We start from the raw sequence: 25,458 nt of genomic DNA on the forward strand, positions 1-25,458 counted from the left end.
CTGGCGCACGGCGGCCGATACGGACCGGATGAGCACCCCCGCAACGCGCTTCGTCTGGGCCGATCAGTTCGCCCCCTCGCTGGAGGATTTCGCCCGCCTGGCCGAACAGGCCTTCGCCGATCTGCCCGACGCGTTCAGGGGCCTGGCCGGCGAGGTGGTGATCCGCGTTGACGACTTCGCCGACGAGGCGACCCTGGCGGAAATGGGCATCGAGGACCCGTTCGAGCTGACGGGCCTGTACTACGGCGTGGACCTATCCAGCCGCGAAGGGCTGGGGCCGGCGCCGGAGCCGTCACGCGTGTTTCTTTACCGTCGGCCGATCCTGGACGAATGGTGCGAGCGCGGCGACGTCGGCCTGGCCGAGATCATCGCTCACGTGCTGATCCACGAGATCGGCCATCACTTCGGCCTGTCCGACGACCGGATCGACTTGATCGAGGCGATGGACTGAGGCCTCAGTCGACCTTCGGCGCCGACAGCGACGCCTTGGCCGCCTCGGCGTGAGCCTCGTCTATCGCGTCGGCCGCCTGCGACAGGCCGTAGTCGGCCAGCAGCTCATAGGTGACCATCTGGTCCGGGTCGGGATTGGTCCAGGCGCTGTTGGCGATGACGCCCTGAACCGGCGCCATGGCGGTCTGAACCGCCTCCCCGGTGATACGCGCCACATCCACCTCGGTCATGGCGGCCTGCGCGAGCTCGCCGCCCAGCCGCACGGCCAGGGTGGTGAACTCCGCCAAGGCCGGTTCTTGCGCCGCCCACAGGGCATGCAGACGCGCTTCACGCTCGTCTTCGGTTAGGGTCTGGTTCTTTTCGAGCGCCTCGGCCTGGGCGGCGAAGGCCTCCATCCGCTTGCCGAAGGCTTCGGCGGCGGCTTCAAGCCGGGCTTCGGCGGCTGGCGCGGGCTCGGGCGCGGACTGCGCGGAGGCGGGCGCAGCCGCAAGGATCGCCATTGCGGCGACAGGCGCGGTCAGGGCGGCGAGGGATATGCGGGCCATGGGCGGACCTCCTGCAAAAGCGCGCAGAAGGTCCGCCCGATCAGCCGTCGCGACAAGTGAAATCGCGGTAAGGCGGTCTTACTGGGGCGCCTCGGCCGGGGCCTGGGCGGCGGCGAGCTGTTCCGGCGTGGCCTGGCCGATCTGGTCGCGCATCATGGTCGGAACACTGCGGATCTGCGTCACGCCCTGGGCGATCTGAGCCTGGGCTTCGGCAGGGACGCCCGACGCCGGATCGGCGGCGAAGGCGGCCAGGGCGTCGGCAAAGGCGTCGGCCTGCGGCTGATAGCGGGCGAGAACGGCTTGAGAGTCCGCTTGATACTTGGCGGTGTCGGTCCCGGCGGCGGTGCGCAGGGCGATCAGTTCGCCCTGCATCTGCTCGACGCCGGCTTCGAACTTCTGGGCTTCGGCTTCGACAGCCGCCTGAGCAGCCGAGGGCGCCGGTGCGGCGGCGGGTGCGGGCGGGGCGGCGGGGGCCTCTTGAGCCAGGGCCGGCGCGGCCATCAGGGCGAGGGCGGCCGTGGCCGTGGCGAGGGTGGCGAGACGCATGTGAGGCTCCTTGGCTCTGCGATCACGCCACCGTGAAGGGCGAATGGGGCGGGGGCAAGCCGTCAATGCGGCGCCCCGCCCCCGGACTCTTAGCGCTGGTCGCGGCGCGCCAAGACGCGCAGACGCAGGGCGTTCAGCTTGATGAAGCCCGCCGCGTCGCGGTGGTCATAGGCCTGAACGCCCTCTTCGAAGGTCACCAGATCCTGGTCGTACAGGCTGTCGGGGCTTTCGCGGCCGATGATGGTGACATTGCCCTTGTAAAGCTTGACCCGGACGGTCCCGTTCACCCGCAGCTGCGAGTGATCGATGGCCGCCTGCAGCATCTCGCGCTCGGGCGCGAACCAGAAGCCGTTGTAGATCAGGTGGGCGTATTTGACCGCCAGCTCGTCCTTCAGGTGCATGGCGCCGCGGTCCAGGGTGATGGACTCGATGCCGCGGTGCGCCGCCAGCAGGATAGTGCCTCCCGGCGTCTCGTAAACGCCGCGCGACTTCATGCCCACGAAGCGGTTCTCGACCAGATCCAGGCGGCCGACGCCGTTGTCGTGGCCCAGCTGGTTCAGTCGGGTCAGAATTTCGGCCGGCGACAGAGCCTCGCCGTCGATCGAGACGGCGTCGCCCTTTTCGAAGCCGATAGTGAAGATGGTCGGCGTGTCCGGCGCGTCCTCAGGGCTGATGGTGCGCTGGTGCACGAACTCGGGCACCTCGACCGCCGGGTCCTCCAGCACCTTGCCCTCGGACGAGGAGTGCAGAAGGTTGGCGTCGACCGAGAAGGGCGCCTCGCCGCGCTTGTCCTTGGAGATCGGGATCTGGTGCTTTTCGGCGAAGTCCAGCAGGGCCTCGCGGCTGCGGAACTCCCACTCGCGCCAGGGGGCGATGACGTGGATGTCGGGGTTCAGGGCGTAGTAGCCCAGCTCGAAGCGGACCTGGTCGTTTCCCTTGCCCGTCGCGCCGTGACAGACGGCGTCGGCGCCGACCTGGCGGGCGATCTCGATCTGGCGCTTGGCGATCAGCGGCCGCGCGATCGAGGTGCCCAGCAGATACTGGCCCTCATAGACGGTGTTGGCGCGGAACATCGGGAAGACGAAGTCCCGCACGAACTCTTCACGCAGGTCGTCGACGAAGATGTTCTCGGGCTTGATGCCCAGCTTCAGCGCCTTCTCGCGCGCCGGCCCAAGCTCCTCGCCCTGGCCCAGGTCGGCGGTGAAAGTCACCACCTCGGCCTGATACTCGGTCTGCAGCCACTTCAGGATGATCGAAGTGTCCAGACCACCGGAATAGGCCAGGACGACCTTCTTGACGGGCTTGTCGGCGGGCGAGCTCATGGGCGGATCCTTGCACCGGACGCGGGGAGGCGTTCGCGCGGCTTAAAGGGCCAGACGCGCCGGGATGCAAGAGGCGCCGCGCTACTGCACCTGCTGGCGGCCGGGAGCAGCGGCGGGGGCTTCGGCGGCCGGCGCGGCGCGATAGGGCTGCGGGCCGGCGGGTTCGGGAGCGGGGGCGGCGGCGGGCGGGCGGCTTTCCGTCGTTCTGTTGGCCGCGCGTTGCGCCGGCGGCCGGGCGCGCGCGGCTGGCTGGGCAGCCGGCTGAGCCGCCGGTCGGGCGACGGGAGGTGCAGCGGCGGGCGTCGGCGCGGGTGCGGCTGCGGGCGCCCCGGTCGCGACCGAGCCGGGCTCGGCGGCGGTCAAGGGCGCGCTGGCCGTGGCCGTGCGGGCGGCCAGTTGCTGGGCCTCGTAGCGCCGCGCCAGTTTCTCGGTCAGTTCGCGGGCGGCTGCGGGCGGCATCTGGGCCATGACGGCCGCCAGCGACCGGGGGCGCATGGCGGCGGCGACCGGCAGGCGCACGGAGTCGTTCAGTGTATTGAAGACCGCCGCCGCTTCTCGCGGGCGCATGGCTGAATAGACCTGGACCAGGCGGTCGATCTCGGCCTTTTCGCGCTCGTCGACCTGGCCCAGCAGGCCTTGCATCTCGGCCTTCAGCGCCTCCATGGCCTGGAGCTTGGCGTCCAGCTTCTGCTCGGCCGAGGCCATCAAGGGCAGCATGGTCGCGAAGTCGGCGTCGCGCGCGTCCAAGTCCTCGCGACGCTTGGACAACGATTGCAGAACGCGCAGCTCGGCGGGCGACAGGCCGGCCTGCTGGGCCAGCTGTTCGGGGCTCAGGGCGCAGACTGCGGGGGCCGGCTTGGCGGGCGCGGCGGCGGCGCCTTCGCCTGCGGGCTGCACTGCTTCTTCGGCCCAGGCGCGCGCGCCTTGGAACAGCTCTGGCGCAGCGCCGGCGGCGCGCAGCACCACCACCCCGCCGATGGCGACGGCGATCAGGGGCAGGATGCGGGGCAGTCGGCTCATCGTCGGCTCACTCTCAAATCAGGCTGACCTGCCCTCAAGTCGTCCGTCGCCGCGCGACGGACATAGGGCTGCATCATGCCGCGAACAGGTCTTCGTCCAGGCTACGGCGGGCGCGGTTGAGGCTTTGTTTCGCAGCCTGGTTAGCGGCCAGGGCCTGCAATACGGGGGTGAAACGCTCGACCTGCTCCTCGTTCAGCAGACGCGGCCGCTCGGGCGCGCGGTCGGCGAATAGGGAGCGGTCGCGGTCGCGCGACCCGCTCAGCACAGGCTCGCCGCGCGGTTCGCGGGGGCGCGGCGCGGGTTCGGCCGTTGGCTCGATCTCGACAGGGGCGCGGGAGACGACCGGCGCCGTCGGCGCGCGCGCGATCAGGGTTTCGAGCTGTTGCTTGACCTCGCGCGCCTTGACGATGCGGTCGTGCAGAAGATCGGTCTCCTGGCCCGAGCCGCGCAGGGCCGACAGGGCGGCTTCGGCACGCGAGGCGGCCTGGTTCAGCTCGGTCACGGCGCCGGCAAAGGCCAGTTGGCCTTCGCGCAGAGCCCGCAGCCGCTTCTCCAGCCGCACCCCGTAGCCCAGGGCGGCGACCAGCAGCAGCATCAGAACGGCGTCCATCACCAGTCCGGCCATGGTTCAAGCTCCTCTTCGCGACAGGGCGGATGCGGCGTCGACGCTGATAGGCCCCTCGACGCGGACGGCGATGTGCTGGCCCTTGCGGCCCATCTTCCCGGTGGTCAGGGGGATCGAGCCCGCGCGCACCGAAATGTCGCTGTCGGGCGTGGCGTTCAGCATCAGGGTGTCGCCGACCTTCAGATCCAGCACCCGCGACAGCGGCACCTGCTGCTCGTCCAGCACGGCCCGCACCTCGGTGCCGGTGGTCCAGAGCTCGGTGGCCAGGTGGCCTTCCCAGATGTTGTCGCGCCCGAACTTCTCGCCCATGAACTGCTGCAGCAGCATCTTGCGGATCGGCTCCAGCGTCGCATACGGCAGCAGCAGCTCGACCCGGCCGCCGCGGTCTTCCATGTCGATGCGCAGCTTGACCAGGATAGCGGCGTTGGCCGGGCGCGCGATGGCGGCGAAACGAGGATTGGTCTCCAGCCGGTCCAGATTGAAATGCACCGGCGTCAGCGGCTCGAACGCCGCCTGGGCGTCGGCCAGGATGACCTCGACCATCCGCTGCACCAGAACCCGCTCGATGGTGGTGTAGGGCCGGCCCTCGATGCGCAGCGCCGCTGTCCCTCGGCGGCCGCCCAGCAGGACGTCCACAATCGAATAGATCAGGTTGGAATCGACCGTCAGCAGGCCGTAGTTGTCCAGCTCCTCGGCCCGGAACACCGCCAGTATGGCCGGCAGCGGGATGGAGTTCAGATAGTCGCCGAACCGGATCGACGAGATGTTGTCCAGCGACACCTCGACGTTGTCCGACGTGAAGTTCCGCAGGGATGTCGTCATCAGCCGCACCAGGCGATCGAAGACGATCTCGAGCATCGGCAGCCGCTCGTAGCTGACCAGGGCCGAGTTGATGATGGCGCGGATGCCCGATCGCTCGGAGCCGTCGTCGTCGCCCAGGTCGAAGCCCAGCAGGCTGTCGATCTCGTCCTGGTTCAGAACCCGTTCGGAGACGGCGGGGCGATCCGCTTCGTCCGCGCCGAAGGGATCGGCCATGGTGTCGGTCATTGCACCAGCATCTCTTCGATCAGCACGGCGTCGACCTTGCCCGGCGCGGCGATCAGATTGACCCGGCGCAGGATCTCGGCGCGCAGCTGATAGGTCCCGGCCGAGCCGGCCAGATCCTCGGGCCGCAGTTCGCGCAGGAAGCCCTGGAACATGTCCTGCATGCGCGGCATCTCGCTTTGCAGGTGCGAGGCCAGGGCGGCGTCCTTGGTCTCGAGGGTCAGCTTCAGCTTCAGGAAGGTCGGCCGTCCGTCCGGCGACTGAATGTTCACGACCATGTCGGGCAGGGTGTAGAAGGTGACCCCATCGGGGCCCGCGCTGATCTTGCCCAGCGCCGGGTCGGCCTCGCCTTCCTTGCCGCCGCCGTGGCCGCCGCCCTTTTCAGCCTTCTTGGGCGCGGCGGCGTGGCCGTCCTCGCCCTGCGCCGCTTCGGCCGGCTTGGGCTTCAGCAGGAAGAATGCCGCGCCTCCGCCCCCGCCCAGCACGACGAGCGCGGCGGGAATGATGATGAACAGCAGGGGCAGTTTCTTCTTCTTGGGCGCCTCGCCCTCGCCCTCGGCCCCGGCTTCGCCTTCGGGGGCGGGCGCGGCTTCGGCGGCGGCCTCTTCGGGCGCGCCCTTCTTCTTCTTCTTGCCCAGCTTCAGCATGGCGACGCCCCGGTCGATCCTCGCAGACACCCGTCTCTGGATGCTGGGGGTCGAATTGCGCCGGGTTTGGTTAACGAGCCGTTTAGAACCGGCAAATCCTGCCGGGCGCCGACGAGGGCGATCCCGGCAAAACGCCCGCCCCGCCTGGATTCACCCTGTTGGCACGACCGTTGCGACGGACTTCTGCGAAAGGAGCCCGCCGTGGAAAACGCCGCCTATATCGGATTGTCCCGCCAGATGACGCTGCGCCGCGAGCTCGACATCGTGGCCAACAACATCGCCAACGCCGACACGACCGGCTTCAAGGTCGAGCAGCTGCTGGTGGGTGAAGAGGTCGGCGACCGCGCCCGCAACGCCTTTGTGCGGCCCGGCGTCAGCTTCGTCATGGACCACGGCGTCGGCCGCGACTTCGGCCAGGGCGCGCTGAAGCAGACCAGCCGCAGCCTGGACTTCGCCATTGAGGGCGAGGGCGTCTTCTTCGCCCTGAAGGACGGCCAGGGCCGCGACGCCTACACCCGCGACGGGGCCTTCACCACCGACGCCGAGGGCCGGCTGATGACCCAGGCCGGCGCCCTGGTCCAGGGCGACGGCGGCGAGATCGTGCTGGACCCGGCGCTGGGCGCCCCGGCGGTCGCCGCTGATGGAACCATCAGCCAGAACGGCCAGCCTGTCGGCCGTCTGTCGGTGGTCCGCTTCGCCGCTCTGGGCGTGCTCGAGAAGGGCGGCGACGGCCTTTACCGCAACGCCTCCAACGCGGCCCCGATGGACGCGACCGACGCCCAGGTGCGCCAGGGCATGCTGGAAGGCTCCAACGTCAACTCGATCCTCGAGATCACCAACCTCATCGAGATCAGCCGGTCCTACGAACGGATCAGCCGGATGATCGAACAGACCACCGACCTGTCCAAGCGCGCCGTCGAGCGCCTCGGCAAGGTCTGACGCAAACCCGGTCGCTGACCCGACCAGAAACAAACCTATCGCTCAAGCAGCGAGGTCCCGCGGACCGAGCGTAGCGATCACGGAGTGGACAAAAATGAGAGCGCTGCGAACCGCCGCCTCCGGCATGGCCGCCCAGGCCCTGAACGTCGAGGTCATCTCGAACAACATCGCCAACATGAACACGGTGGGCTTCAAGCGTCAGCGCGCCGAATTCCAGGACCTGCTGTATCAGAACGTCGAGCGAATGGGCGCGCAGTCGTCCAGCCAGGGCACCGTGGTTCCCACCGGAATCCAGATCGGCGCGGGCGTGAAGGCCGGCAGCGTCTACCGCATCACCGAACAGGGCACGCCCAACCGCACCGGCAACACCTACGACCTGGCCATCGACGGCAAGGGCTATTTCCAGATCACCCTGCCCTCGGGCGAACAGGCCTACACCCGCGCCGGCAACTTCGCGATCAACGGCGAAGGCCAGCTGGTCACCGACGACGGCTATGCGGTCGAGCCGGCGATCAACATTCCCCAGGGCGCGGTGGACGTCTCCATCTCCAAGTCCGGCCAGGTGCAGGCGATCCTGCAGGGCCAGGCCGAGCCGCAGGTGGTGGGCCAGCTGGAGCTGGCGACCTTCTTCAACGAAGCGGGTCTGGAAGCTATCGGCGACAACCTGCTGCTCGAGACCTCGGCCTCGGGTCCGGCCACCGTCGGCGCCCCGGGCGAGGTCGGTTTCGGCCAGCTGCTGCAGGGCTACACCGAGTCCTCCAACGTCGACGCCGTGGCCGAGATCAGCGCCCTGATCGTGGCCCAGCGCGCCTACGAGATGAACTCCAAGGTCATCACCACCGCCGACGACATGCTGGCCGTCGCCGCCCAAGTGAAGAGCTGAGCCATGAAACTGGTCGCCTCGGTTATCGCTTTCGCCCTCATCGCCGGTCCTGCGCTGGCGGGTCCGGTCACGCTGCGCGCCGACATCGTCGACGACGACGGCCGCATCACCCTGGGCGAGCTGTTCGAGGGCGCCGGCTCGGCGTCGGGCGTGGTCATCGGCCGTCGCGCCGGCGCCACCGCCGTGCTTGAGGCCGGTCAGGTCCAGGCCGCCGCGCGCCAGGCCGGGCTCGAGTGGTCCAACCCCAACGGCCTGCGCCGCATCGTGGTGCGCGAAGGTGGTTCGGCCCCGGCCGCGGACGCCTCCGCCCGCCCGGTCGCGGCGACCGCCGGACCGGGTCGCACCGTCGAGGTCCTGACCTACGCCCGCAGCCTGGCCGCCGGCGACGTCATCCAGCCCGCCGACGTGGTCTGGTCCAGCGTCCAGTCCCATATGGCGGCTGGCGGCGGACCGCAGGACGCCGAGCAGGTGATCGGCCTGTCCGCCCGCCGCGCGCTGCGCGCCGGCCAGCCGGTCTCGGCCCGCGACCTGGCCTCGCCCCAGGTCATCGCCCGCAACGACATGGTCCAGGTCTCCTACGAGGTCGGTGGCGTGAAGCTGACGGTCTCGGGTCGGGCGTCTCGCAACGCCTCGGTCGGCGAGGCCGTACCGATCGTCAACGCCACCTCCGGCCGGATGATCGACGCCGTCGCCACCGGTCCCGGCCGCGCCGTCGCCGGCCCCGCCGCCCAATACGCCCGCTCCGCCCCGCAACAGTTCGCCGCCCGCTGAGAGCCCTCGTCATGCGCAAGTTCGTCTTCATCGCCGCCGCCGCCCTCTCGGCCCTGTCGCTTCAGGCCTGTTCGACCGCCATGGAGGCCGTGCGCGGCCCCGAACTGGCGCCGATCGGCTATCCGGCCGCCCTGGTGCCGGTCAGTCAGCAATATCTGCCGACCCCCGGCGTTCATGGTCCGGACGCGCGCCCGGCCAGCGCCAACAGCCTGTGGCGCACCGGCGCCCGCACCTTCTTCGGCGATCAGCGCGCCCGCCGCGTGGGCGACATCCTGACCATCAACATCAACATCGACGACCGCGCCCAGACCCAGAACGCCACCCAGCGCACGCGCTCGAACAACATCTCGGGCGGGATCAACAATCTGCTGGGCCTGGAAAGCAGCCTGGGCCGCGCCTTCCCCGGCGGCTTCGACGCCTCCAGCCTGATCGACCTGGAGGGCCAGAGCGCCTCGAACGGCTCGGGCAGCGTCAATCGCGCCGAAAAGGTCAATCTGACCATCGCGGCGGTCGTCACCGACGTGCTGGGCAACGGCAATCTGGTGATCCAGGGCCGCCAAGAGGTCCGAACCAACCGCGAAGTGCGCGAACTGACCGTCGCCGGCATCGTTCGGCCCGAGGACATCTCCTCGGCCAACACCATCAACCACACCCAGATCGCCGAAGCCCGCATCAGCTACGGCGGCCGCGGCGACATAACCCGCGTCCAGGCACCCCCCGCCGCCCAGGCCCTGGCCGAACGCTTCAGCCCGTTCTGAGGCTTGGCTCAGAGGAACGAGTAGGGATCGACGTCGACGGTCAGTCGCACGCTGGCAGGGATCTTCACGCGCATCAGCCAGGCGCGCAGGAAGGACTGCAGGTCCACGTCGCGGTCCGCGCGCACCAGCAGCCGCTTGCGCCGCCGCCCGCGCACCAGGGCCAGGGGCGCGTCGGCCGGGCCATAGACCTCCAGCCGCTCGGCATTGGGAATGGACTGGGCCAGGTCGTTGGCCGTCTTCTCGACCGCGGCGGCGTTCTCGCTCGACAGGATCAGCCCCGCCAGCCGGCCGTAGGGCGGCAGCTGCGCGGCTTCGCGCTCGGCCATCTCGGCCTCGATGAAGGCTTCCCGATCGCCGGCGGCCAGGGCCTGCAGCACCGGGTGATCGGGCGTCCAGGTCTGCAGCAGGGCGCGGCCGGGCCGGTCGGCGCGACCCGCCCGGCCTGTCGCCTGGGCCAGCAACTGATAGGTGCGCTCGGCCGCTCTAAGGTCGCCGCCGCGCAGGCCCAGGTCGGCGTCCACCACCCCGACTAACGTCAGGCGCGGGAAGTTGTGTCCCTTGGCCGCCGCCTGGGTGGCCACCAGAATGTCGATCTCGCCGTCGGCCATGGCCTGGATCAAGGCGCGCGCGGCCTTGGCGTCTGGCACGGTGTCGGACGAGAAGACGGCCGTGCGCGCCTGCGGGAACAGCTGACGCACCTCTTCCTCGACCCGCTCCACGCCGGGTCCGACTGAGACGAGACTGTCCTCGGCGCCGCATGAGGGACAGTGTTTGGGCCGCGCCATGGTGAAGCCGGTCAGGTGGCACACCAGCCGCCCGGTGTAGCGATGCTCGACCAGCCAGCTGTCGGTGTCCGGCGCCGTCAGCCGATGGCCGCAGGCGCGGCACAGCACGACCGGCGCATAGCCGCGCCGGTTCAGAAACAGCAGGGTCTGCTCACCCTTCAGCAGCGTCTCGCCGATGGCTTCGCGCAGGGTCTGGGACAGCCAGGTCTGCGGATCCGGCGGGCTTTCGCGCAGGTCCAGCAAGTCGATGCGGGGCAGGACCGCCGCCCCGTGGCGCGCCCGCAGCCGCAGCCAGCCGTAGCGGCCCTGACGTGCGTTCCACAGCGTTTCAAGCGACGGTGTGGCCGAGGCCAGCACCACCGCCGAACCCTCGATGCGCGCGCGCGCCACGGCCAGGTCGCGGCCGTGATAGACCAGCCCGTCCTCCTGCTTGAACGAGCCGTCGTGCTCTTCGTCGACCACCAGCAGGCGCAGATTGCCGAACGGCAGGAACAGGGCCGAGCGGGCCCCGACCACGATGTTGCAGCGCCCGGCCCGGACCGCCTCCCACACCTGACGGCGGCGCGGCGGGGCGACACCCGAATGCCATTCGGCCGGGGCCGCGCCGAAGCGGGCGGTGATGCGCGCGATCAGGGCCTGGGTCAGGGCGATCTCGGGCAAAAGGATCAGGATCTGGGCCGTCGGATCGGCCCGCAGCGCCTGGGCCGCCGCCTCCAGATAGGCCTCGGTCTTGCCCGACCCCGTCACCCCGTCCAGCAGGAAGGGGGCGAAGCCGCCCTTGGCCGCCGCCGCGCCAATGGCCTGGGCCGCCGCCGCCTGATCCGGGTTCAGGTCCGACGGGGCATGATCGGGATTGGGCGCGTCGAAGGCGGCGACGGCCTCGATCTCGATGGTTTCCAGCACGCCCTCGTCGATCAGGCCTTTGATGACGCCCGACGATACGCCCGCCAGCCGGGCCAGTTCGGCGCCGGGCAGGGCGCGCGGGCCCAAAGCCTCCAGCACCGCCGTACGGGCCGGGGTGGCGCGCGCGGGTGTTCGGTCGCCGGCCCGGCGCACCCGCCGCTCGGGCCGGGGTCGGGGGGCGCGCAAGCCTTTCAAGGCGGCCGCCGCCATTTCGCCGGGGGGCGACAGGGTCCAGCGCGCCGCCCATTCGACGAAGTCGACGACGCGCTCGGGCAGGGCGGGATCGTCCAGGCGGTGATCGACCGCCTTGAGCCGCCGGTTGGACCCTGTGGTCTCGCGCACCTCGGACACCACGCCCCGGATCAGGCGCGGACCCAGCGGCACGGCCACCTGATCGCCGCGCGCGAGGTCCAGGGTATCGGCGACCTCGTAGTCAAAGGCCTCCGGCACCGGCAGGGGGATGAGGACAGAGGCGACTTTCACCGCGTCAGCCGCTCGGGTATGACCGCGACCATGAAACTCTTTCTCGACACCGCCGACGTCGCCGTCATCAAGGACATGCTCCCCACCGGAATGGTGGACGGCGTGACCACCAATCCTTCGCTGATCGCCAAATCCGGTCGCAACATCGCCGAGGTCATCGCTGAAATCTGCGCCCTGGTCGAGGGGCCGATCTCGGCCGAGGCTGTGGCGACCGACTATGAGACCATGGTCAAGGAAGGCGACACGCTGGCGGGCATCGCCCCCAACGTCGTGGTCAAGCTGCCCCTGACGTGGGACGGACTGCGCGCCGCACGGACGTTTTCGGACAAGGGGATCAAGACCAACGTCACCCTGTGCTTCTCGGCCGCCCAGGCCCTCATGGCGGCCAAAGCCGGCGCCACCTTCATCTCGCCCTTCGTGGGTCGGCTGGAAGACCACGGCGCCGACGGCATCGGCCTGCTGGAGGAAATTCGCACCCTCTATGACATCCACGGTTTCGAGACCAAAGTCCTGGCCGCGTCCCTGCGAAACCCCGGCCACGTCTCGGCCGCGGCCCTGGCCGGCGCCGACGCCGCGACCCTGCCGGCCGACACCTTCAAGGCCCTGGTCAAGCACCCGTTAACCGACAAGGGTCTTGATGCCTTCCTGGCGGACTGGGGCAAGACCGGTCAGTCGATCCTGTAGCGCGAGCCCTCAAGAGGTCCTGTTGAAACCGTCTCCGGACCTCTTCGAGCCCGCATCCGAGCTGCACTGGCCCCAGGTGCGCGCCTGGCTTCAGGCCGATCCGGCGCATCTGGTCGAGGACCGGGCGCTGCTGGAGGAGCTGGGCCTCAAGACCACCGGCCCCAATGTCGTGGACTTCGGGCGCGCCGCCCTGACGCGGCTGGAGGCCGTGGTCGAGCGCGAGGCCGGCGCCCGCAAGCAGATCGAGGCGGTCGCCCGCGCCAACTTCGCCGCCCAGACCCAGACCCACGTCGCCATCCTGGATCTGATGGAGGCGCGAAATCACTCAGACCTGGCCCGGCGTCTGGACGCCTCGGTTCAGGGCCGGTTCGGCCTGACCTCGGCGGCGATCGCCATCGAAAAGCCGGGCGCCGCGCCGTTCGGCTGGCGTCTGCTGGAGGCGGGCGGCGTCGATTCCCTGCTCGGCGACGACGGCCTGGCCTGGCTGGGGCCGGTCTTCCCTGGCCTGAACCTGTTCGGCGCGCTGGAGGACGAGGTGCGGTCCGTCGCCCTGGTGCGTATGAACCCGCATCTGCCGGGCGAGGACATGCCCCGCCCGGCCATCTGCGCCTTCGGGTCGCCCGAGCCCGAGGGCTTCACCCCCGACATGGGCTGCGAACTGGCCGCCTTCATCGCCCGCGTGGTCGAGCGGATGATCGAGCGCTGGCCCGCGCCCGGCGCGTGACGTCATGACGGCCGACGAGGCCCTCTTCGCCTGGCTCGAGCATCTGGCCCACGAACGCCGCCTGTCGCCCCGCACGCTGGAGGCTTACGGACACATCGGCCGAACCTGGCTGGCCTTTCTGCAGGCCCATCGGGGCGAGCTGCAGTCGATGGCCGCGCTCGGCACGGTCACCGCCGCCGAGGTGCGCGCGCATCTGGCGGTGCGCCGCTCGGGCGAAAACCCGCTGAACGCGCGATCGCTGTCGCAGACCCTGTCGGCCGTACGGGGCTTTCACGCCTTCATCGATCGCCGGATGGGCGTGGCCACGCCGCAGATGGGGCTGGTGCGCGGCCCGCGCGTCAAGCCCGGCCTGCCGCGTCCGCTCAGCGAAGACCAGGCCCGCGGCCTGCTGGGCGAAAGCGACGCCGATCCGGACATCGAGCCCTGGGAAGCCGCGCGCGACCGGGCGGTGCTGACGCTGCTCTACGGCTGCGGCCTGCGCATATCGGAGGGGCTGTCGCTGACGCGCGGCCAGGTTCCGCTGGGCGAGACCCTGCGCATCCTCGGCAAGGGGTCCAAGACGCGGCTGGTCCCGGTGCTGCCGGCGGTGGTTCAGGCGGTCGACGACTATGTCGCCCTGCTGCCGTTCACCGTCGGGCCGGAAGAGCCGCTGTTCCGCGCCCGTCGCGGCGGCCCCTTGAGCCCGCGTCATGTCCAGGCCGCGATGCAGAGGCTGCGCGGTCGGTTGGGCCTGTCGGAACGCGCCACGCCCCACGCTCTACGCCACAGTTTCGCGACGCATCTTTTGGGCACCGGAGTCGATCTGCGCTCGATCCAGGAGCTGCTGGGCCACGCCAGCCTGTCCACCACCCAGAAGTATGCGGCTGTGGACGCCGAGCATCTGCTGGCGGCCTATGCAACCGCCCATCCCAGGGCGTAAACTGATGATGAAACGGGTCGGAGTTCGGCCATGGAGCCGGGGTCGTCTCATCGTCGCGCCGTGCTGGCCGGACTGGCGGCTCTCGGTTTCGCGCGGCCGTCGGTCGGCCAGGATGCCGAGCCTGACCCGCTGCTCTCGCTTTACGAACGCCTGCCGCTCTTCACCAACCTGACCACACGCATCGGCGCGGCGGTCGTTCTGAACGGCCGGAAGCGGAGAACCTTCGTCATCGACACAGGCGCCGAGCGCAGCGTCCTGGCCCAGGATGTCGCCGACGCTCTTGAGCTCGACGAGGGCCCCGAAGTGACGGTTCACGGCGTTACGTCGGCCGCCCGTACGCCCACAGCGCGGCTCGACCGGTTGGCTATAGGCGGGCGCACCTTCCGTGATCTGCACCTGCCGATTATTCCGCGCGCGGCGTTGGCGGCGGACGGCCTTTTGGGGCTGGATGTCCTCTCTCACTTTCGCCTTGAGCTGGAGCTGGCCGACCGCCGCATGGCGCTGACCCCCTCGGACGGCTCAGGCTTCAGGGGGTACGAGGGATTCGCCACGCCGACACGCCTCAATCGACCGGACGCCGGGCGAGCGCGAAAGGGTCGTTTCGGTCAGCTGATCCTGACGGATGGCCTGGTGGATGACACGCCAGTGCGCGCCTTCATCGACACGGGAGCGCAGTATTCGATCGGCAACAGTCAACTGGAGACGGCGCTGGGTCGGTCTTCTAGAGACACAGCGACAACCGTCCGGCTGCATGGCGTGACCGGTCAGAGTCTGGTGGTGCGGCCCGGCTCACCGCGCGCCGTGCGTCTGGCGCGGCAGACCCTGGAAGGCGCGCCTCTGCTGTTCGGCGACCTGCACGCTTTCGACATTCTCGATCTGAACGCCGGGCCCGCCCTGCTGCTAGGCGCCGACATCCTCTACCGGTTTCGCAGGGTGACGCTGGACTACGGCCGGGGGCGTCTGGCGCTGGCGCTCCGCTAAATCCGCTCCAGCCGCTGAGCGTGGCCGCCGACCATTTTCAGCGCCAGGCCTTCTGGCAAGTGACGGGCCAGGCCGGACAGGACGCGGTTGGCGAGGCCGGGCGTGACGGAGGCCTTGCCGGCCTCGCAGGCCGCCCAGCCGATGCGTGCGACGCGATCGGCCTCCATCCACATCCAGGCGGGATAGGCCGAGGACACCTGCTCGCGCGAACCGTTGACGTCGTGGAACTCGGTCAGGGTGTAGCCGGGGTTCAGGACCGTGACGTTCACACCCGTGCCGCGCGTCTCCAGATAAAGGCCCTGGCTGGCCTTGATCAGGAAGCTCTTGATCGGGCCGTATAGGGTGTCCCCGCCAGTCGCCGGCATCAGTCCGGCCAGGGAGGCTACGTTCAGCACGCGGCCAAAATCCCGCTGGACCATGCCGGGCAGCAACAGGCGCGTCAGTTCGACCGGCGCGCTGAGCATGACGCGCAGCATGGCGGCGTGGTCGGCCGGGTCGGTGGCCAGAAAGCCGGTGGTGCGGCTGAAGCCGGCGTTGTTGATCAGGCCGTCGATGACCAAGCCCTGATCCTGGATCGCATGGACCAGGGCGCGCGCGGCTTCGGGCTGGGACAGGTCGTCGGCGATGACGCGGGCCTGAACCGGATGGGCGGCCATGATCTCGTCGGCCAGGGCCAGCAGGCGGTCTTCGCGGCGTGCGGTTAGGACCAGGTCCCAGCCGTCGGCGGCGCAGACCCGCGCGAGAGCAGCGCCGATCCCGGCCGAGGCGCCGGTGATCAGGATGGTCCGGCGAGCGGGCTTGGGGCTCACGCCGGGACGGGGCTCGAAACGGTGAAGGCGGCTAGGGAGGCGGGGGCCTCGTCCAGCAGGTCGGCGATGGTGATGCGCGACAGGGCCTCGTTGGCCGCGAGGTCCGCCGCCGTCAGGGCCTTGGCCACCTGACGCGGAATGTGTTCGCCGACCGGGCAGCCGCGCGCGCCGGCGGGCGGCGAGCCGAGATGGGCGCAGCCGTTCACCGCGCGCAGAACCTCATCCAGCCGGATGTTCTCGGGCCGACGCAGCAGCCAGGAGCCGCCGGACGCGCCGGGACGTGACGCGATCAGGCCGGCCTTGGCCAACAGGGCGGTGACGCGACGCACGACCACGGGATTGGTGGGCACCGAAGCCGCCAGAAGCGCGCTGGGCGCCGCCTGGGCAGGGCCGTACGCGCCCTTGTGGGCCATATAGGCCAAGGCGTGAGCGGCGACGGGGAAGCGCTGGCTGTCCGACATGATACGTCGAAAATAGGCACGACACGGCGGTTTCACAAACCACGGAACGATTCCAGGGTCGGCGCGATTGAACCGCGCGTGGAATGGGCGTATGCGCCCCGCTGCTTTTGATGGGCCCGACCGTTCGCGGCCCGGAGGACAAGCATGGCAGGGGACACCCCCCTCGGCGCCGACGCATCCGCCGCCGCCGATACTCAGACCGCTTCGCCGCAAGACGCATCGCACGGACCAGGCCACGGGCCGGGCGGCGCGGGCTTTCGCACTCTGCTGATCGGCGCGATCGGCGTCGTCTTCGGCGACATCGGCACCAGCCCGCTGTACGCCATGCGAGAGGCCCTGGCCCATTCCCGCAGCGGCGGCGCCGCAGAGCTGGCCGTGCTGGGCACCGTGTCCCTGATCTTCTGGGCCCTGATCCTGGTCGTGACGGTCAAGTACGTCATTTTCCTGATGAGGGCCGACAACAAGGGCGAGGGCGGCACCCTGTCGCTTATGGCGCTGGCGCAGCGCGCGCTGGGCCGGCGGTCGGCGACGGTGTTTCTCCTGGGCGTCTGCGGCGCCGCGCTGTTCTACGCAGACGGGGTGTTGACGCCGGCCGTTTCGGTGCTGTCGGCGGTCGAGGGCCTGGGCGAAGCGCCGGTCGTCGGACGCCACTTCACGCCCTTCATCCTGCCCATCGCAGCCGGGATTTTGATCAGCCTGTTCATGGTTCAGTCGCGCGGGACCGCCAGCATGGCCCGCGCCTTCGGGCCGCTGACGACCATCTGGTTCCTGACCCTGGCCGGACTTGGCGTCCTGCACATCTTCGACGACGTTTCGATCCTGCGGGCGCTGTCGCCTCACTATGGGGTCATGTTTCTGATCGACAACGGATTCCTTGGCTTCGTCCTGCTGGGCAGCGTGTTCCTGGCCGTGACGGGCGCCGAGGCGCTCTACACAGACATGGGCCATTTCGGCAAAGCCCCGATCCGGGCGGGCTGGTTGTGGGTCGTGCTGCCCTGTCTGATGCTGAACTATCTGGGCCAGGGCGCCCTTGTGCTCAGCGATCCGGGCGCGCGGACCAATCCCTTCTGGGAGATGATCCCGCAGATGGCCTACTGGCCGGTGCTCATCCTGGCCACCCTGGCCACGGTGATCGCCAGCCAGGCCGTCATCACCGGCGCCTTCTCCCTCACGCAGCAGGCCGTGCAACTGGGCCTGCTGCCGCGCCTGAGCATCCGCCAGACCAGCGAAAGCCAGGCGGGTCAGATCTATGTGCCGTCGGTCAACATGCTGATGCTTGTCGGCGTGCTGCTTCTGCTGGCGCTGTTCCCGACCTCCTCGCAGCTGGCGGGCGCCTACGGGGTGGCGGTCACCGGCGCGATGCTGGTGGACAGTCTCCTGGCCTGGTTCATCGTGCGCCGCATGTGGAAGTGGAGCCTGCCGCTCAGCCTGGCCTTCGTCGCGCCCTTCCTGATGATCGACCTGGCCTTCTTCGGTTCGAACCTGCTGAAGATTCCGCAGGGCGCCTGGGCGCCCCTGGCCATGGGCGCGGGCCTGGTGACCATCATGTGGACCTGGGTGCGCGGCACTCAGCTGCTGACGGTCAAGACCCACAAGGACAGCCTGCCGCTAACGGATCTGATCCAGATGCTGAAGGCGCGGCCGCCGCATCGCGCGCCGGGCACGGCGGTGTTCCTCACCTCCGACGCCGAGATCGCGCCGGTCGCCCTGATGCACAATCTCAAGCACAACAAGGTGCTGCACGAGAAGAACGTCATCCTGACCGTGCGCACGGCCGACCGGCCCCGCGTGCCCGAGGCCCAGCGCATCGTGATGGAGCCGATCAGCGACGACTTCAAACGGCTGACGGTGACCTATGGCTTCATGGAGACGCCCAACGTTCCGCGTGCTCTGAGCCTGTGCCGCAAGCAGGGGCTGAAGTTCGACATCATGTCCACCAGCTTCTTCCTGGGTCGGCGCTCGGTCGTGCCTGCGGCGCGCAGGGGGATGCCCCTGTGGCAGGACCGGCTGTATATCTTCCTGATGAGAAACGCCGCCAACCCGACCGACTTCTACCACATCCCCCCCGGCCGAGTGGTCGAGATGGGCACGCAGGTGTCGGTTTGAGCCCCGCCCGGCCGGGCGCCGGCCGCAACTCCGCCTCGCGCGGGCGCCGCATGGCCGAGAAGGGTCGCACGCCTCGCCCCGCCGCGCCCTCCGCGCCCGATGCGGCGGCCGACATCGGCGTGGAGGCCCGCATCGCCGCCGGCCTGTTGCTGAACGCGGCGTTGGAGCGGCGCAACGGCCTGGACGAGACCCTGGCCTCGCCGGCGTTGTCGAGCCTGCCGGCGCCGGATCGCGCCTTCGCCCGCGCCACGGCCATGGCGGCTCTGCGCCGCCTTGGCGAGATCGACCAGATCCTGGATCGCCGCTTCTCCAAGCGGCCGCCCGAGCCGGTCATGACCATTCTGCGCATCGCCTTGGCCCAGACGCTGGTGCTGGAAACGCCGGCGTTTGCAGCCGTGTCCACGGCGGTGAAGCTGGCCGAACGCGACGCCAAGGCGCGGCCCTACAAGAACCTGGTCAATGCGGTGCTGCGCGGCATCGGCCGCGACGGCCCCGGCCTGACCACGGCCGAAGCCAACCTGCCCGACTGGATCGCCGCCCGCTGGAAGGCGGCTTACGGCGAGCCGGGTCTGGCCGCCCTGGCCCTGGCCGGTCGGGACGAACCGCCGACGGACTTGACGCTGAAGCCCGGAATGGACCCGGCCGACGTGGCGGCGGCTGTCGAGGGCGAGGTGCTGCCCGGCGGAAACGTCCGCACCGGGCGGCGCGGCGATGTCGCGCTGTGGCCGGGATTCGAGGACGGCGGGTGGTGGGTGCAGGACGCCGCCGCCGCCGCGCCCGCGCGCCTGCTTGACGTGAAGCCGGGCGAAACGGCGCTTGATCTGTGCGCCGCGCCGGGCGGCAAGACGCTGCAACTGGCGGCGGCGGGCGCCGAGGTGACAGCCCTGGACCGGTCGGCCTCGCGGCTGAAGCGGCTGGACGCCAATCTGAAGCGCACCGGGCTTGAGGCCCGCGTTATCGCCGTGCCCGCCGAGGACTGGGAGGAGCCGGATCAGTTCGACGCGGTCCTTCTTGACGCGCCCTGCACCTCGACCGGCACCTATCGCCGCAACCCCGAAGTCCTGCGCGCCACGCGTCCGGCCGAGGTCGCTAAGCTGGCGGATGTGCAGCACCGCTTGCTCGACGTCGCCGCCGAGCGGGTCAAGCCCGGCGGACGGCTGGTGTACTGCACCTGCTCCCTGGAGCGGGAAGAGGGCGAGACCCAGATCATCGCCTTCCTGCGTCGCAACCCCGCCTTCAAGACCGTGGCCGCCGATCCTGGGGCCGTCGGTGCGCCGGCCGAGGCCCTGACGCCCGAAGGATGGCTGCGCATTCTGCCGTCGATGTGGGCGGAACGCGGTGGCGTCGATGGCTTCTTCGCCGCTCTGATGGTGCGCGAGGACTGATCTAGAGGGATCAGTCTCGAAGCAGTTCGTTGACACCGGTCTTAGCCCGGGTCTGGGCGTCGACGCGCTTGACGATGACGGCGCAGTACAGCGACGGCCCGCCCTTGGGGTCCGGCAGCGAGCCGGGCACCACGACCGAATAGGCCGGCACTTCGCCGCGGAACACTTCGCCCGTCGCGCGGTCCACGATCTTGGTCGAGGCCGACAGATAGACGCCCATGGCCAGGACGGCGCCTTCGCGCACGATCACGCCCTCGGCCACCTCGGCGCGGGCGCCGATGAAGCAGCCGTCCTCGATGATGGTCGGATTGGCCTGCAGAGGCTCCAGCACGCCGCCGATTCCGGCGCCGCCGGACAGGTGGACGTTCTTGCCGATCTGGGCGCAGGAGCCGACCGTCGCCCAGGCGTCGACCATCGACCCCTCGTCGACATAGGCGCCGATGTTCACGAAGCTGGGCATCAGCACGACGTTCCGGCCAACGTAGGCCCCCTTGCGGACGATCGAGCCGGGCACCGAGCGGAAGCCTGCGTCTTGATAGTCGCTGGCGGTCCAGTCGCCGAACTTGTTGGGCACCTTGTCCCAGAAGGGACCGACGCCGGGGGCGGCGCTGGTCGGGCCGCGGTCGCCGGCGCGCAAGATCTGGTTGTCGTTCAGACGGAAGGAGAGCAACACCGCCTTCTTCAGCCACTGATGCGTGGTCCAGACGCCGTCGGCGCCGCGCGAGGCGACCCGCGCCTGACCCGCGTCCAGCAGCTCCAGCGCGCTTTCGACCGCGTCGCGGACCTCGCCGTGGGTCGAGGCCGAGACGGCGGCGCGGTCTTCCCAGGCCGCTTCGATGACGGATTCAAGGTGGGTCAGGTCGGTCATGCGGCGGCCTCGGTAAAGGTCAGGTCGGTCAGGAAATCGAGCAGATAGGGCGCGATGTGGTCGATGTGGTCGCCCAGCGGCTTGCCATGCCCGTCGCCGATCAGGACGGTCGCCATCCCCATCGCCTTGGCCGGCTCCAGGTTTTTGGGCGTGTCCTCGAAAAAGCAGGCCGAGCGGGGCTCGAAGCCGAAGCGTTCGATCACGCGGCGAAAGGCCGAGGGCGCCGGCTTGGGCGTCAGGTCTCCGTCCTCGATGGCGAAGACGCCGTCGAAACAGTGGGCGATGCCGATCCGGTCCAGCACGCGATGGGCATAGCTCCGCGCGCCATTGGTGAAGACGTAGCGCTTGCCGGGCAGGCGCATCAGCTGTTCGGCCAGGCGCGGATTGGGCTCGACGCCGTCCAGAGGCACGTCGTGCACGACCTCCAGAAAGTCGTCGGAGTCGATCGTGTAGTTGGCCATCAGCCCGGCCAGGGTCGTGCCGTGCTCGTCCAGGAACTGGCGCTGCAGCAGGCCCGCCTCTTCCGGCGCCATGCCGACGGCCTCGACGACATAGGCGTTGATCCGCGCCTGGACGAGCGACATCAGCCCCTGTTCGCGCGGGTACAGGGTGTCGTCCATGTCGAACACCCAGGTCCGGACGTGGTCCAGACCGGTCAAGACGCCTTCACCAAGGTGCCGGCGCCGAACTCGGTGAACAGCTCCACCAGCATGGCGTGGGGGCGGCGGCCGTCCAGAATGACCACGGCCTCGACGCCCGCGCGCACGGCGGCCATGGCGGTCTCCAGCTTGGGGATCATCCCGCCGGTGGCGACGCCGGTGTCGATCAGCGCCTGCGCCTCGTCCAGCGTCATCTGGCGGATGATCTGGCCGTCCGCGCCCTTGACCCCGGGCACGTCGGTCAGCAGCAGCATCCGCTTGGCGTCCAGCGATCCGGCGATGGCGCCGGCCACGGTGTCGGCATTGACGTTGTAGGTCTGGCCGTCCTCGGCCACGCCGATCGGGGCGATGACCGGCACCCAGTCCTCGGTCTCCGACGCGATCAGGCCGGCGATCAGCTTGGGGTCCACGCGCGTCGGCTCGCCAACAAAGCCGAGATCCACCTCATGCTCGATCATGCTGTCGGGATCGCGCTTGGTGCGGCGCGTCTTCTCGACCGTCAGCAGGCCGGCGTCCTTGCCCGACAGGCCCACGCCCCGCACGTCGGCCTCTTTGCCCGCCATGGTTATCCAGTGGGCGATTTCCTTGTTCACCGCCCCGGACAGAACCATCTCGGCGACCTGCATTGTGTCGGGGTCGGTGACGCGCAGGCCGTCGACGAAGCTGGACTTCACCCCGGCCTTTTCCAGCATGGCGCTGATCTGAGGCCCGCCGCCGTGCACGACGACCGGGTTTACGCCCATGAGCTTGAGCAGCACCACGTCTGCGGCGAACTGCTTGGCCACGGCGCTCTCGCCCATGGCGTGGCCGCCATATTTGATGACCACGGTCTCGCGATCGTAGACCTGGATGTACGGCAGGGCCTCGGCCAGAGTCTTGGCCGTTTCCCAGCTGCGTTCCTCGGATTGGCGCTCGTTCTCTTCCATCGGGCGCGAAATAGCGTTCGAAGGCGCCCGAGTCACCCTGAAACCCTGAACGCCGTCAGTCGTTGGACCTGCATGAGCGACACCGACATCGACGACCGCGGCCTGACGCCGGAAGACCCCGCCGATCCGGCGGCGCATCAGCACCCCGATGCGACCCTGTGCCCGGAATGTCAGGGCGTCGGCGCCCTGTCGTCCGGCGAGACCTGTCCGGTCTGCGAGAGCTCGGGCAAGGCCGTGGGTCGAACCGGCGGCGGCTAGGCGGTTCAAGCGGGTTGTGGCGTCAGCCCGGCGCGGTATGACAGGGCATGGCTCTCTATCCCGTGATCATGTGCGGCGGCGCCGGCACGCGTCTCTGGCCCGCTTCGCGCCCGTCGCGGCCCAAGCCCTTTCTGAAGCTGACCGGCGACCGGTCCCTGTTCCAGGAGACGGTTCTGCGTGTCGCGCCTCTGGCCGAGGGAGGGCGTTTGATCGTCGTCGGCGGCCAAGGCCACACGCGCTGGATCAGCGACCAGCTGGCCGAAATCAACATCGACGCTCAAATCCTGCTGGAGCCCGAGGCCCGCGATTCTGGCCCCGCCATGGCCGCCGCCGCCGCCTGGACGCATCGCATCGATCCAGAAGGCGTGAACGCCTTCGTCGCCTCCGACCACCATATCCCTGACGCCTCGGCCTTCAGAGCCGCCGTGACCGAAGCGGCCGTCGAAGCCGAGCGGGGGCGCATCGTCACCTTGGGCGTGGCCCCGACATCGCCGGCGTCGTCCTATGGCTACATCAAGCCCGCTGGGCGCGGCCTGTCGCGTGTCGAGGCCTTTGTAGAGAAGCCCGACGCCCAGACCGCCGGCCGTTACATCCTGGACGGCTATCTGTGGAACAGCGGCAACTTCATCGTCCGCGCCGCGACCCTGATCGAGGAGCTGCGCCGCCACGCGCCCGGCATGGCCGAGGCGACGGCTGCCGCCTTGCCCGCGGAAGGTGAGACCACCTTGGGCGCGGCATTCGCCGAGGCGCCCAAGCTGTCGATCGACTACGCCGTTATGGAGAAGACGGACCTGGCCTCGGTGCTGGAGGTTCACTTCCAGTGGTCCGATCTGGGCGCCTGGGACGCCCTGGCGGCGGTCGAGGGCGGCGGCGGCGGACGTCGCATCCTGCAGGACGCGGAGGGCTGCGTCGTTCGCGCCGCCGAAGGCATGGTCGTGGCCGCCGTCGGCGTGCGCAACCTGGCCATCATCGCCGAACGCGATGCGGTCCTCGTCTGCGACCTGTCCCAGGCTCAGAACCTGAAGGATGTGATCGAAGCCCTGAAAGGCGACGCGCCGCATCACTTGGACTTCCCGGACAACGCCGGCTGACACCTTTCGTCAATCACGACGCTTAACGCGATCTGCAAGGGTGGCGCGCATTCTGGCGGAATGACCCCCGTCCAGACTCCCGACGACCTGCGCTCCATCACCTCGCTGCGATTTGTCGCGGCGATGTGGGTGGTGATGTTCCACTACTGGCCCAACCTCGATGTCGGCTTCCTGCCCAACATCGTCGCCAAGGGCTATCTGGGGGTGGAGCTGTTCTTCGTCCTGTCCGGCTTCATCCTGTGCCACGTCTATCTGGCGGCGGCGGGCGAGAAGCGGTTCAGCTACGGCGGCTTCCTGTGGGCGCGGATCGCACGGGTCTATCCGCTGCATCTGGCGACCTTGATCGGCGTCGGCGTGCTGGCCTTCGGCGCCTCGATGGCCGGCATGGCGGTGGACGACAGCGTGCTGAGCTGGAAGTCGCTCCCGGCCAACCTGCTGATGGTCCACGCCTGGGGCTTCGCACCCGAGGCCGGCTGGAACCATCCCTCGTGGTCGATCTCGGCGGAATGGTTCGCCTATCTGCTGTTCCCGGTCTTCGCCTTCGCCGCCTGGAAGCTGCGCCATCGGCCAACGGCGGCGGTGGCCGGGGCAGCGGCCCTGATGCTGGGCCTTTACGCCGCGTTCGAGGCTCTAGCCGGCTTCCCGCTGACCCAGGCGACCATTGCCTGGGGCGCGCTGCGGATCGTGCCGTGCTTCGCCCTGGGCTGCGCGCTCTACCTGGCCTATCGCCGCGCGCCGCTGCATCGACCGGGCCTGTCGGCGGCGGTGTTCCTCGTCGCCCTGGTCGTAGCGTCGTCGGTGATGGCCTGGGACGGCGCCATCGTGCTGCTGGCCGGCGGGCTGATCCTGGCGCTGGCGTCGCTTCCAAACGCCCAGGCCGGACCGCTGGCATCCAAGCCGGCCGTCTATCTCGGCGAGATCAGCTATTCGGTCTACATGGTCTGCATTCCGTGGAAACTGGCGGCCGTAAATCTTGCGGCGCAGTTGACGGGAGCCGAGGACAAGCGACTTCACATTTTCGTGTGGCTGGCGGTTGTTGCTGCTATTCCTCTGGTCGCCGCCGCGTCATATCACCTGGTCGAACGCCCGGCCCGCAAGGCTCTGCGCGATCTTGCCGAGCGCCGTCGCGCGAAAAAGGGCGGAAAAACAGCAGGCGAAAGGGTTCTTCAACCCTCGGAAACTATCGGCTAGGACTGTCACAGGGCGTAACAGTCGGAAATACATCGTATGGCGAAACGGCTCACAGCCGCCGCGGTTGCGGCGACCCTCGGCTTTTTTGCGCTGGGCGCCACGCCCCAGCCGGCCCAGGCCAGCGACCCCTACTGGCAGTGCGTCACCTTCGCCCGCATGTTCTCCGGTATTCAGATTTTCGGCGACGCCTGGACCTGGTGGCGTCAGGCCGTGAACAACTTTCGCACCGGCTCTGCGCCTGAAACGGGCTCGGTGCTGGTCTTCCGCCCCGAGGGCCGCATGAACCGGGGTCATGTCGCCGTCGTTTCCGACGTGGTGACCGACCGCGTGATCCGCGTCACCCACGCCAACTGGGGTGGCAGCCGCGGCAAGGTCGAGGAGAACGTCACCGTCGTTGACGTGTCGTCGTCCAACGACTGGAGCCAGGTCAAGGTCTGGTACAATCCGATCAACGGCCTGGGCACGACGGCCTATCCGACCTACGGCTTCATCTACAAAGGCGCGCGTGACGCCTTCCAGGGTGGGCGTGAAATGGCCGCCAGCGCCGCCGCGGCGGCGGCTCAGTAGGCCGACCCCGGCCCCGCCTCGTTAAGCAAAGACTTTATTCTTTCGGCCGGACGGGCTCCTATGCGGGGCCGCTGACCGAGAGACCACGCTGAACGCCGCCCGCGCCCC

27 protein-coding genes and 1 pseudogene are annotated in these 25,458 nt (G+C 69.4%); 15 read left to right on the forward strand and 13 right to left on the reverse strand.

Annotation, left to right across the window (positions count from 1 at the left end; genetic code table 11):
* The first annotated feature begins 28 nt into the window (after positions 1–28).
* Positions 29–451, forward strand: a complete 423-nt coding sequence (locus tag ACK4I0_RS06435; RefSeq protein WP_409609148.1) for a metallopeptidase family protein — start codon at positions 29–31, stop codon at positions 449–451.
* A 4-nt stretch (positions 452–455) separates the two neighbouring features.
* Here ACK4I0_RS06435 and ACK4I0_RS06440 read toward each other — a convergent pair whose 3' ends face one another.
* The 7 genes from ACK4I0_RS06440 to ACK4I0_RS06470 all read right to left on the reverse strand — a co-directional run bounded on the left by ACK4I0_RS06440 (position 456) and on the right by ACK4I0_RS06470 (position 6,199).
* A complete protein-coding gene (locus tag ACK4I0_RS06440) occupies positions 456–995 on the reverse strand; it encodes a hypothetical protein (RefSeq protein ID WP_409609150.1) in 540 nt (179 codons plus the stop codon).
* 78 nt (positions 996–1,073) lie between these two features.
* Positions 1,074–1,541, reverse strand: a complete 468-nt coding sequence (locus ACK4I0_RS06445) for a translation initiation factor IF-2 (protein WP_409609152.1) — start codon at positions 1,539–1,541, stop codon at positions 1,074–1,076.
* Between the two features lie 89 nt (positions 1,542–1,630).
* Positions 1,631–2,863, reverse strand: a complete 1,233-nt coding sequence (locus ACK4I0_RS06450) for an argininosuccinate synthase (protein ID WP_409609154.1) — start codon at positions 2,861–2,863, stop codon at positions 1,631–1,633.
* Positions 2,864–2,944: 81 nt separating this feature from the next.
* Entirely contained in the window at positions 2,945–3,883 is a 939-nt protein-coding gene (locus ACK4I0_RS06455) for a MotE family protein (protein WP_409609156.1), read from the reverse strand.
* 73 nt (positions 3,884–3,956) lie between these two features.
* Positions 3,957–4,508, reverse strand: coding sequence for a DUF6468 domain-containing protein (locus ACK4I0_RS06460; protein WP_409609158.1), 552 nt, complete (start codon positions 4,506–4,508; stop codon positions 3,957–3,959).
* 3 nt (positions 4,509–4,511) lie between these two features.
* Positions 4,512–5,555 (reverse strand): flagellar motor switch protein FliM, encoded by a 1,044-nt coding sequence (gene fliM / locus ACK4I0_RS06465; RefSeq protein ID WP_409609160.1) that lies wholly within the window; start codon positions 5,553–5,555, stop codon positions 4,512–4,514.
* On the reverse strand, positions 5,552–6,199 hold the full coding sequence (locus ACK4I0_RS06470; RefSeq protein ID WP_409609162.1) for a flagellar basal body-associated FliL family protein: 648 nt from the start codon (positions 6,197–6,199) through the stop codon (positions 5,552–5,554). Before ACK4I0_RS06470 ends, fliM begins: the two co-directional genes overlap by 4 nt.
* 201 nt (positions 6,200–6,400) lie before the next feature.
* Between ACK4I0_RS06470 and flgF the strand changes: the two genes are divergently transcribed.
* The 4 genes from flgF to flgH all read left to right on the forward strand — a co-directional run bounded on the left by flgF (position 6,401) and on the right by flgH (position 9,550).
* Complete coding sequence (gene flgF / locus ACK4I0_RS06475) at positions 6,401–7,138, forward strand: flagellar basal-body rod protein FlgF (protein WP_409609164.1); 738 nt, start codon at positions 6,401–6,403, stop codon at positions 7,136–7,138.
* A gap of 94 nt (positions 7,139–7,232) precedes the next feature.
* Complete coding sequence (gene flgG, locus ACK4I0_RS06480) at positions 7,233–8,021, forward strand: flagellar basal-body rod protein FlgG (RefSeq protein ID WP_135062086.1); 789 nt, start codon at positions 7,233–7,235, stop codon at positions 8,019–8,021.
* A gap of 3 nt (positions 8,022–8,024) precedes the next feature.
* Positions 8,025–8,792 carry a flagellar basal body P-ring formation chaperone FlgA gene (flgA, locus tag ACK4I0_RS06485; protein ID WP_409609166.1) on the forward strand — a complete coding sequence of 256 codons (768 nt, stop codon included), beginning with the start codon at positions 8,025–8,027 and terminating at the stop codon, positions 8,790–8,792.
* A gap of 11 nt (positions 8,793–8,803) precedes the next feature.
* Entirely contained in the window at positions 8,804–9,550 is a 747-nt protein-coding gene (flgH, locus tag ACK4I0_RS06490) for a flagellar basal body L-ring protein FlgH (RefSeq protein ID WP_409609168.1), read from the forward strand.
* 8 nt (positions 9,551–9,558) lie between these two features.
* On the opposite strand, the pseudogene ACK4I0_RS06495 reads toward flgH, so the two are convergent.
* Positions 9,559–11,730, reverse strand: a pseudogene (locus tag ACK4I0_RS06495) (primosomal protein N'); the annotation flags it as partial.
* Positions 11,731–11,751: 21 nt separating this feature from the next.
* Between ACK4I0_RS06495 and fsa the strand changes: the two are divergent.
* The 4 genes from fsa to ACK4I0_RS06515 are packed head-to-tail and all read left to right on the forward strand — an operon-like array spanning position 11,752 to position 15,029.
* Positions 11,752–12,405 (forward strand): fructose-6-phosphate aldolase, encoded by a 654-nt coding sequence (fsa, locus tag ACK4I0_RS06500; protein ID WP_409609245.1) that lies wholly within the window; start codon positions 11,752–11,754, stop codon positions 12,403–12,405.
* A 22-nt stretch (positions 12,406–12,427) separates the two neighbouring features.
* Entirely contained in the window at positions 12,428–13,129 is a 702-nt protein-coding gene (locus tag ACK4I0_RS06505; RefSeq protein ID WP_409609170.1) for a DUF484 family protein, read from the forward strand.
* Positions 13,130–13,133: 4 nt separating this feature from the next.
* A complete protein-coding gene (locus ACK4I0_RS06510; protein ID WP_409609172.1) occupies positions 13,134–14,048 on the forward strand; it encodes a tyrosine recombinase XerC in 915 nt (304 codons plus the stop codon).
* A 30-nt stretch (positions 14,049–14,078) separates the two neighbouring features.
* Entirely contained in the window at positions 14,079–15,029 is a 951-nt protein-coding gene (locus tag ACK4I0_RS06515; protein WP_409609174.1) for a retroviral-like aspartic protease family protein, read from the forward strand.
* On the opposite strand, the gene ACK4I0_RS06520 is transcribed toward ACK4I0_RS06515, so the two are convergent.
* On the reverse strand, positions 15,026–15,838 hold the full coding sequence (locus tag ACK4I0_RS06520) for an SDR family NAD(P)-dependent oxidoreductase (RefSeq protein WP_409609176.1): 813 nt from the start codon (positions 15,836–15,838) through the stop codon (positions 15,026–15,028). The two genes, ACK4I0_RS06515 and ACK4I0_RS06520, sit on opposite strands and share 4 nt — an antisense overlap.
* Positions 15,835–16,299 carry an Rrf2 family transcriptional regulator gene (locus ACK4I0_RS06525; RefSeq protein WP_409609178.1) on the reverse strand — a complete coding sequence of 155 codons (465 nt, stop codon included), beginning with the start codon at positions 16,297–16,299 and terminating at the stop codon, positions 15,835–15,837. The genes ACK4I0_RS06520 and ACK4I0_RS06525 overlap by 4 nt, the downstream gene beginning before the upstream one ends.
* 144 nt (positions 16,300–16,443) lie before the next feature.
* Here ACK4I0_RS06525 and ACK4I0_RS06530 point away from each other — a divergent pair, with 144 nt between their 5' ends.
* Positions 16,444–18,405 carry a potassium transporter Kup gene (locus ACK4I0_RS06530; protein WP_409609180.1) on the forward strand — a complete coding sequence of 654 codons (1,962 nt, stop codon included), beginning with the start codon at positions 16,444–16,446 and terminating at the stop codon, positions 18,403–18,405.
* Between the two features lie 50 nt (positions 18,406–18,455).
* Entirely contained in the window at positions 18,456–19,790 is a 1,335-nt protein-coding gene (locus ACK4I0_RS06535; RefSeq protein WP_409609247.1) for an RsmB/NOP family class I SAM-dependent RNA methyltransferase, read from the forward strand.
* A 10-nt stretch (positions 19,791–19,800) separates the two neighbouring features.
* On the opposite strand, the gene dapD is transcribed toward ACK4I0_RS06535, so the two are convergent.
* From dapD to argB, 3 genes are read right to left on the reverse strand one after another with little or no spacing between them, the layout of a single operon-like run.
* Entirely contained in the window at positions 19,801–20,658 is an 858-nt protein-coding gene (dapD, locus tag ACK4I0_RS06540) for a 2,3,4,5-tetrahydropyridine-2,6-dicarboxylate N-succinyltransferase (protein ID WP_409609182.1), read from the reverse strand.
* Positions 20,655–21,317 carry a pyrimidine 5'-nucleotidase gene (locus tag ACK4I0_RS06545; RefSeq protein ID WP_409609184.1) on the reverse strand — a complete coding sequence of 221 codons (663 nt, stop codon included), beginning with the start codon at positions 21,315–21,317 and terminating at the stop codon, positions 20,655–20,657. Before ACK4I0_RS06545 ends, dapD begins: the two co-directional genes overlap by 4 nt.
* Positions 21,314–22,243 carry an acetylglutamate kinase gene (gene argB / locus ACK4I0_RS06550; protein ID WP_409609186.1) on the reverse strand — a complete coding sequence of 310 codons (930 nt, stop codon included), beginning with the start codon at positions 22,241–22,243 and terminating at the stop codon, positions 21,314–21,316. The genes ACK4I0_RS06545 and argB overlap by 4 nt, the downstream gene beginning before the upstream one ends.
* A 72-nt stretch (positions 22,244–22,315) precedes the next feature.
* Between argB and ACK4I0_RS06555 the strand changes: the two genes are divergently transcribed.
* The 4 genes from ACK4I0_RS06555 to ACK4I0_RS06570 are packed head-to-tail and all read left to right on the forward strand — an operon-like array spanning position 22,316 to position 25,350.
* Complete coding sequence (locus ACK4I0_RS06555; RefSeq protein ID WP_409609188.1) at positions 22,316–22,501, forward strand: hypothetical protein; 186 nt, start codon at positions 22,316–22,318, stop codon at positions 22,499–22,501.
* A gap of 47 nt (positions 22,502–22,548) precedes the next feature.
* Positions 22,549–23,592 (forward strand): mannose-1-phosphate guanylyltransferase, encoded by a 1,044-nt coding sequence (locus ACK4I0_RS06560; protein WP_409609190.1) that lies wholly within the window; start codon positions 22,549–22,551, stop codon positions 23,590–23,592.
* A 60-nt stretch (positions 23,593–23,652) separates the two neighbouring features.
* Positions 23,653–24,783 (forward strand): acyltransferase family protein, encoded by a 1,131-nt coding sequence (locus tag ACK4I0_RS06565; RefSeq protein WP_409609192.1) that lies wholly within the window; start codon positions 23,653–23,655, stop codon positions 24,781–24,783.
* Between the two features lie 36 nt (positions 24,784–24,819).
* Positions 24,820–25,350 (forward strand): CHAP domain-containing protein, encoded by a 531-nt coding sequence (locus ACK4I0_RS06570; RefSeq protein ID WP_409609194.1) that lies wholly within the window; start codon positions 24,820–24,822, stop codon positions 25,348–25,350.
* Positions 25,351–25,458 lie beyond the last annotated feature (108 nt).

The organism is Brevundimonas sp., assembly GCF_046295775.1.
Taxonomy (GTDB): Bacteria; Pseudomonadota; Alphaproteobacteria; order Caulobacterales; family Caulobacteraceae; genus Brevundimonas.